Source organism: Microcystis sp. M53598_WE2 (assembly GCF_030067735.1).
Classification (GTDB): Bacteria; Cyanobacteriota; Cyanobacteriia; order Cyanobacteriales; family Microcystaceae; genus Microcystis; species Microcystis aeruginosa.
The window spans coordinates 1-7,203 of sequence record NZ_JASJFE010000577.1 but is presented as its reverse complement, the minus strand read 5'-3'; the positions used below and the strand labels follow the sequence as shown (position 1 = coordinate 7,203).

The window sequence follows — 7,203 nt, the reverse complement described above, 5'->3', positions numbered from 1 at the left end:
TAGTCGATTTTTGCAGAGAATGACAGTTAGAATTATTGCAAACATATTCCTGAAAAAGTTGACCAACACAATTACTAATGTAACGGTTTTTTCGTGGGTTATCTTCTAGGTAAACTAGAGGGGATAAAATTGCTAGGGATGGTTTATCCAGTAATCTGGGACATTCTCGATTAGCGATGGTTTTTTGCAAGGATTCTGTATATTCTTCAACATCTGCCTTAATATCGACCCAATTACCACTAAATAATTTGACATAAAGAGCAAGAAAATCAGCTACAGCTTGAGAAGGCAACCCTTGACAACTTGTTTTTAATTGACTAGCTACTTGCATAGCAGCAGCAAAATCTCGATTATAAAAATAACATTGATACAGTTCAGCTAACAGATAAATTTGCCCTGGTTCCACTGCCAAACAAGTATTAATAATATCAATAGCCAATGGTATGCCTAGAGAAGGTAATTTAGCTTCTACTACTTTGATAAAAGTTTGTCGCTCACGGTGAGATTGAAATATTGCCTCTAAGTAGGGGACGGTTTCTGGTATCTGATAATCGAGAAATTTTTCTAAAACTTCTTCCAATAAACTTAACTCTAGAATCTGGAAATTATTTGTTTTTAACACATCAACAAATAACCAAGCTTGTAACTGCTCTTTATCGAAATAATTCAAATTAATTGCTAATAAAATAAACCGCAGTAAATTATCAATATTATCGGGACTAATCTCGCGAATATGTCCTCGAATTAACCAACTGGTTTCTAAATTGCCTAACTCTAATTGTCTGCGCGCTTCCCCATCCAAAATATTGACTAAATCTGCTGTCCACAGCATCACCTCCTGTTCATCCCCTTGACTGAGGACGAATAACCATGTGGTTTGTGCTTCTTCTTCCCTAGCTTCCAAAAGATAGGCTAATCCTAAATACCAATAATGACTAATTTCTAGGGGTTCTCTTTCTATCAGTTCTTCGTAAAACTGGCTAACTTGCCAGAAATCCCCTTGGATAATTGCCGGTTCAACTTGGGAATGCCAAGACATAAGTATTTATCGTTAAGTGTCTCTACTAGCGTACCCAAATAGAAGCAAAATTTTTCTATATAAGTAAAATTTATCAGTCGCTCAGGGGTTGGGTTTTGGGGTGGTCACTGCGTGCGCGTTGCGGGGGGTGTTAGGGTTTTGGGGTTTTAGGGTTTTAGGGTTTTAGGGTTTTAGGGTTTTAGTTGAAATTCCCCATTCCCCCATTCCCCACTTCCCCACTTCCCCACACCCCACACCCTCTTTCAAGTCAGTTTTTTGAAATATTTTCTAAATAAACCAATAAATCGGCCATAGCTTGAGTATCGGGCTGAAATTTGGGCATTGGCGGGGTTTTACCGCTAATTACCTGTTCAATCAGACTAATTCTCGATTTGCGATGGGAAACGTCCTCTAAACTCGGTCCGACGATGCCATCAGCAAACTGACCGTGACAAGCAGCACAGTTAATTTGAAAGATTTCGTAACCGCGACTGACATTACCTTGTAGGGATAACACCTCTTTAATGTAGGGATCCGACATCTTAGCCAGATGAAAGGTGATTAAATAGGTGCTAATCAGGAACAAAACCACGATTATAACCATTAAGAATCGATAAAGCCCGAATTTTGGTTTAAATAACTGACTATTCACGAAGGCCGCCGAAGGAAAGGTGAGTTTCTCTTTACATTTTGCAACTTTTTGCCCCAAAATTCCACCGCTCCTGCTAGAGATAGGCAAATGGAGAATAATATAAGACAAAACTGCATCTTTTTCTAACCCTCTAGCAATGAACCTATTAACCAGACTGGAAGATTGGCCCTATATTATCTTACCTATCACCATCATCCTCAGTTTCCTGCTGTTGGGATGGCTCGTAGAACAGCGCGTTGTCAGTCAACTTTTATCGATTGCCAGAGAAAAAAACCTGCGTTTCTCGGAAGGGGTTTTACGTTCCCTTCGTGGATTAAGCATACTTTGGTTCGGACTTTTGGGTTTAAATATTGCCCTCTCCCTTCCCAATCTTCCCCTCTTTCCCTCCCTCATTCTCCTGAGCCAAAAATTGCTGCTAGTGGCTTTTTTAGCTTCGGCTACTTGGGTTGTTGCTCAATTATCCGTGGAAATATTACGAGTTTATACCACGGGAGATGATGGCATTTCTTCCCTAACTTCCCTATTTGAATTTCTCGCCAAAGTTCTGATTTTTAGCTGCGGTTTTTTGCTGATTTTAAGCTCGATTGGTATTTCGATAACTCCCATGCTTACTGCCTTTGGTATTGGGGGTGTTTCCCTCGGTTTAGCTCTCCAAAATACCCTAGCTAATTTAATGTCAGGGATTAATATTATCACTTCTAAAAAAGTTAGACCGGGAGATTATATTGAACTGAAAACGGGAGAAGCTGGTTATGTGCGAGATGTGGATTTAAGATGCACAGTCATCGAAGAAATTACCAATAATCTTTTGGTTATTCCCAATGCTCAGATCATTTCTTCTAGTTTCCGTAACTATAGTTTACCAGATCACTCCCTACTGATTCCCGTGGAAGTGGGCATTAGTTACGATAGTGACTTAGAAAAAGTCGAAAAAGTTACCCTAGAAGTTATGCAAGAAATCGCTCAGTTATTGCAACCTCACCTCGGTAACTATAAACCCTTGATTCTTTATGGTAAACTCGATTACTATAGCATTGTGCTAACAGTTTATCTCAAGGTGGTAGAAGAAGAATTTTTTCAACATCTCACCATTAAACACGAATTTATAAAACTCCTACACCGACGCTATCAGCAAGAAGGAATTAAAATTCCCTATCCGATTTTTTTTCCCTATCCCCCCACTAATCCCCCTAGTTAATCTCAATTCGCTATCGCAACAAACAATTGAAATGCGCGGACAAATTACAATTGATAATTCTCCTCAAAAAACTTACGAGTCATCGGTTGGGCAACTTCAATACCGTGGCCTTCTCCTAGTAATTCTAGGGGTTTTCCTTCCACTTGAATCCAGACTTTGGCATTGGGATCCCTGGTGGTAGTAGTATAGATGATTTGTGCCAAACGACCGATCAACATATCAGGGCCATCATCATTGCCAAACTCCCGCGAGAGATTAATCTTAATTCCCGTTTTATCTACTTTTAAATCAAGTAATTTAGTCCCGGCGGGAATAGTAGTCATATCCTGAGGATTACTTGGACCAGCTAATAGAGTTTGCAATACTGCTGTTAACTCTCCCTCGCCGCTATCCGCTTTTTGAACGGTAATTTCTTGGCTGACTAATTGATTACCCGTATCAGTCACTTTTAACCAATAAACCTGTCGAGTTTCCCTAACAGGAATAGCTGCAGGAGTTGCTGTTGGACTTGTCTCCACTGGACCGGGAGAAACCGGTTCAACAATTGGTGATTGACTTATCGGCGCTGGAGTGGGAGATTCAATCGGGTTTTCGCTGGTTTTCTGGGAGAAAGATAGGTGATGGACGGCAAACCAAGCAGTGGCCCCACCAGCAGTAAATAAAGCGAGGCCGATACCAATTATCCAAGGCAAAGAGATTTTATCACTAGAGCGAGAACTAGGCATAATTCAGTTATTAGTTATCAGTTATCAGTTATCAGTTTTAAGTTATCAGTTATCAGTTTTAAGTTTTAAGTTTTAAGTGAGCAGTTATCAGTTTTAAGTGAGCAGTCGAACGCTTTTATTCTCGCCATCTCCCCACTTCCCCACTTCCCCACCACCCCACTTCATAATTCATAATTGATAATTCATAATTCCCACTTCCGATCTCCTGTTTTCCGACCGTTAAATTTAATTGGGGTTCCCCGATCGAGGTTCAATGCTGCCAAAGGCGGCTATACTCAGCTTATCATCGTCGATCTGCAATTGGAGAAGGCGGGCGATAATTCCTTGTTTCTCGAAGTTTTTTAAATCTAACTGGGTGGATATACCCTCGGCAAACCCCTTGAGGAGGCGCGAGGAGATGCGACGACCATTAAGAGTGGCTGTGGGGTCAATAAGCTCGATTTTTCGCCCCTGCACTAGCTTAAATCCCACTTCTAGGCTCAGATCGAGACTGGCTGCGGGGCCGTCCGGCCCTTGGGTCTCTAGCTGCAGGCTGAGGGCGACTCGATTATTATTAAGAAAGTTAAAATTTGCTTGACTAAGTTGATATTTTGTGCTGCTCGATTCTTCCCTAGAGGGAATCAGATTATTAATCAGGGTCTGAATTTGTTCTTTGACCGCTGCCGATTGTAAAGCTTGATTAACATTAGTTTCCGTGAGGACAAGATGCAATGCCCCCGCAGCCGGTCGGCGCAAGGCGGCGGCTAAACTGCTGTTTTTTTGCTGTAATCGCCGCAAATCGAGGCTAATTGGCTCAGTTTCTAGCTCGATCTTCTCAATGCGAACATCAGCAAGGGGATAAATTCCCCGCGCAGAAATGCGAACTCGATCGATTTTGCCTTGCAGAGCCTGATAATTGGGAGTATTATCGACCCTGACGGCTAATTGTTCCACTTTTTGGACTTGGGAGCGAAGGGTATGGGCTAAAACCGTATCGATAATTGCCCCTGCGGGAGTTAACAGGGTCAAAACACCAGCGAGAGTGATTGTTAGCCATTCCATCGCTCAATTACACCCATTCAGCTAAATTTTGCCAAGCATTAGTCAAAAGCTGACTTAACCAACGTCGTTGCACTTGATCTAAAATCGGGTCTTCTGCGAGAATTTCTTCAGTCAGATCATCGAGAGATTGACCCTGGGCGCGGGCCATTCTAATGATTCCCGCAATCACGGCAGCGATCATCTCCTCGTCCACGGGGCGCTGTCGGAGGGCGGCAATTTCTTCGGGGGTAGTCGGGATGGGATAATTCATAATCAGATGGTCCTGGCTGTGTATTAATCTAGGTATGTAAAGTTTTTTAAACTTTTTTCAGAAAACTTTTTGTGTAGTCTAGCGTAATCAGACGATTTTTAGGTGTAATAGCTAAATCAAGATGAGAGAGATACTTTACAGAGAAATTCCGACTCCCGACTCGATCGCCGTTTGTCAGTGGTTACAATCCGATTGGCAACCCGCAAGCGGTGTCAAGACAAATACACCTAACGGGGTGAGATTGCGCTTATCGGAGGCGATCGAATTGTCGATCTTTGTCTGGACGCTGCAACGGACTACTTATTTAAAAGTTTTCCGCTGGGGTGAGCGATCGCATTCTCAAGAAACATCTCTGACTCGGCAGCTCGATCGAGCTTTACAAAAGCGTTTTCCGCCGCAGTATAGCACGATACCCAACATCGATCAAAAAAATCACTCAATTTTTACAGATTTAGAAGCGGACTATCCCCTAACGGTTCACTACTTCCGCAAAATGCCCCAAGGGGAGGCAGATTTAGAACGTTTGTACTGGTGGGAAAAACGTTGGCGCGACAGTGCCAAAAATCCCCAACAACCGCGGCCGGTAATTTTCTCTAGCAGTGAGGAAAATGAGCATCCCATCGCCTACGACTTAATTTATATTGGTGGTGCCTTGGGGGCAATTCACGCCGCACAGATGGCCAAATTAGGTTATCGAGTCCTCTTAGTAGAAAGACTACCTTTCGGACGAATGAATCGGGAATGGAATATCTCTCGATCGGAGTTTCAAAGTTTAATTAATTTAGGCTTATTTACTGCCGAAGAATTCGAGGAATTAATCTTCCAAGAATACATCGATGGCTTTAATAAGTTTTTTGATGGCAATAATCCCCCCCATCTGAAAGCCGAAATTCTCCATACTCCCACGGTTTTAAATATCGCCATTAATTCCGATAAATTGCTGCAATCCTGCGGTAAAAAAATACAGGATTATGGCGGTAAAATTCTCGATCAAACCGAATTTATTAAGGCTGATATTACTGCTAATAGTGTTACTGTCACCCTTAATCATGGTGGAGAAATTCAACAGATAAAAGGCCGTTTATTGATTGATGCTATGGGTTCCGCCTCCCCCATTGCCTGGCAATTAAACGGAGTGCGTGCCTTTGATAGTGTCTGTCCGACGGTGGGGGCAGTAGTAGAAGGATTCGATCCGGTGGTGTGGGATTCTCACTATGGCGATGTCTTAAATTCCCATGGCGATATTTCTAAAGGTAGGCAATTAATTTGGGAATTATTTCCGGGGGAAGGAAGAGAATTAACCTTCTATCTATTTCACTATCATCAAGTCCATCCCGATAACCCCGGTTCTCTGTTGGAAATGTACGAAGATTTCTTTACTATTTTGCCCGAATATCGACAGTGTGACCCAGAAAAATTAACTTGGAAAAAACCAACCTTTGGTTATATACCGGGGCATTTTAGCACAGGAAAAAAAGATCGAATTGTCTCCTTTGATCGCATTTTAGCCATCGGTGATGCCGCCTCCCTGCAATCACCCTTAATTTTTACTGGGTTCGGTTCTTTGGTGCGTAATTTAGAGCGCTTAACCCATCTTTTGGCTCTGGCCTTGAAACACGATTTACTAACAGCTAAAGACCTAGAAAACGTGCGGGCCTATCAAAGTAATGTGGCGGTAACTTGGTTATTTTCTAAAGGAATGATGGTTCCCACGGGAAAAACCTTACCACCCCAAAGAATTAACGCCATGTTAAACACATTTTTCGGTTTATTGGCCGACGAACCGCCGGAGATTTCCGAAACTTTTATTAAGGATAAAACCGATTGGTTGACCTTTAGCCGTTTAGCAATTAAAGCGGCCAGAAAAAACCCCGCTTTACTGTTATGGATAGCAGAAATGGCTGGCAGTCAGGATTTAATTCGTTGGTTGGGTTCCTATCTCGATTTTAGCCTTGATGGAGTCAAAAATCTGCTTTTGGGTCCCTGGTTTTCCCAATGGTTAAAAAACTCCCAAAGCTGGCTAGAAAAAGACAATCCCCGCCTCTGGTTAAAGTTATTGAGTTTTAATTATAGCTTAAGAAATTAGAGGATATTTATCAATTGACGCTCCCATCACCCTAAGCGCGTTAGAAGTCAAAGTAGATGAATTGTTTAAGAAGTTAACACCCCCAGAGGGTTGCTTCTCTGACAGGATTTCCCTTCATCCTTGATGCTCTATCTGCACTGAATACAATTTAATTTGCTACAAGACCCATACTTTTTCTGGCAACACGACCCGCCGAAGCTCGGTTATCGCGTAAGCAATAGTGGTCGAGATCT

6 protein-coding genes and 1 pseudogene are annotated in these 7,203 nt (G+C 42.2%); 2 read left to right on the top strand and 5 right to left on the bottom strand.

Going from position 1 to position 7,203, the window contains the following annotated elements:
* Together PX636_RS11730 and PX636_RS11725 are read right to left on the bottom strand one after the other, a co-directional pair.
* Window positions 1-1,039 (bottom strand): annotated as a pseudogene (locus PX636_RS11730) (O-linked N-acetylglucosamine transferase, SPINDLY family protein); the annotation flags it as partial.
* Window positions 1,040-1,286: 247 nt separating this feature from the next.
* Window positions 1,287-1,778 (bottom strand): c-type cytochrome, encoded by a 492-nt coding sequence (locus PX636_RS11725; protein ID WP_041803763.1) that lies wholly within the window; start codon window positions 1,776-1,778, stop codon window positions 1,287-1,289.
* Window positions 1,779-1,806: 28 nt separating this feature from the next.
* On the opposite strand from PX636_RS11725, the gene PX636_RS11720 reads away from it, so the two are divergent.
* Window positions 1,807-2,868 (top strand): mechanosensitive ion channel family protein, encoded by a 1,062-nt coding sequence (locus PX636_RS11720; RefSeq protein ID WP_288117292.1) that lies wholly within the window; start codon window positions 1,807-1,809, stop codon window positions 2,866-2,868.
* Window positions 2,869-2,912: 44 nt separating this feature from the next.
* Here PX636_RS11720 and PX636_RS11715 read toward each other — a convergent pair whose 3' ends face one another.
* The 3 genes from PX636_RS11715 to PX636_RS11705 form a co-directional block, all read right to left on the bottom strand.
* Window positions 2,913-3,593, bottom strand: coding sequence for a GerMN domain-containing protein (locus PX636_RS11715; RefSeq protein ID WP_288117291.1), 681 nt, complete (start codon window positions 3,591-3,593; stop codon window positions 2,913-2,915).
* 225 nt (window positions 3,594-3,818) lie between these two features.
* Window positions 3,819-4,634, bottom strand: a complete 816-nt coding sequence (locus PX636_RS11710; RefSeq protein ID WP_288032420.1) for an LmeA family phospholipid-binding protein — start codon at window positions 4,632-4,634, stop codon at window positions 3,819-3,821.
* A gap of 7 nt (window positions 4,635-4,641) precedes the next feature.
* Entirely contained in the window at window positions 4,642-4,884 is a 243-nt protein-coding gene (locus tag PX636_RS11705) for a hypothetical protein (protein ID WP_002800028.1), read from the bottom strand.
* A gap of 121 nt (window positions 4,885-5,005) precedes the next feature.
* On the opposite strand from PX636_RS11705, the gene PX636_RS11700 reads away from it, so the two are divergent.
* Window positions 5,006-6,970 carry an FAD-dependent monooxygenase family protein gene (locus PX636_RS11700; RefSeq protein WP_288117290.1) on the top strand — a complete coding sequence of 655 codons (1,965 nt, stop codon included), beginning with the start codon at window positions 5,006-5,008 and terminating at the stop codon, window positions 6,968-6,970.
* The last annotated feature ends 233 nt before the right edge of the window (window positions 6,971-7,203 follow it).

What these genes read in the sequence shown, in the direction of transcription:
- PX636_RS11710 (WP_288032420.1), bottom strand. Translation starts at nt 4,634, where the DNA reads ATGGAATGGCTAACAATCACTCTCGCTGGTGTTTTGACCCTGTTAACT.
- PX636_RS11700 (WP_288117290.1), top strand. Translation starts at nt 5,006, where the DNA reads ATGAGAGAGATACTTTACAGAGAAATTCCGACTCCCGACTCGATCGCC.
- PX636_RS11720 (WP_288117292.1), top strand. Translation starts at nt 1,807, where the DNA reads ATGAACCTATTAACCAGACTGGAAGATTGGCCCTATATTATCTTACCT.
- PX636_RS11715 (WP_288117291.1), bottom strand. Translation starts at nt 3,593, where the DNA reads ATGCCTAGTTCTCGCTCTAGTGATAAAATCTCTTTGCCTTGGATAATT.
- PX636_RS11705 (WP_002800028.1), bottom strand. Translation starts at nt 4,884, where the DNA reads ATGAATTATCCCATCCCGACTACCCCCGAAGAAATTGCCGCCCTCCGA.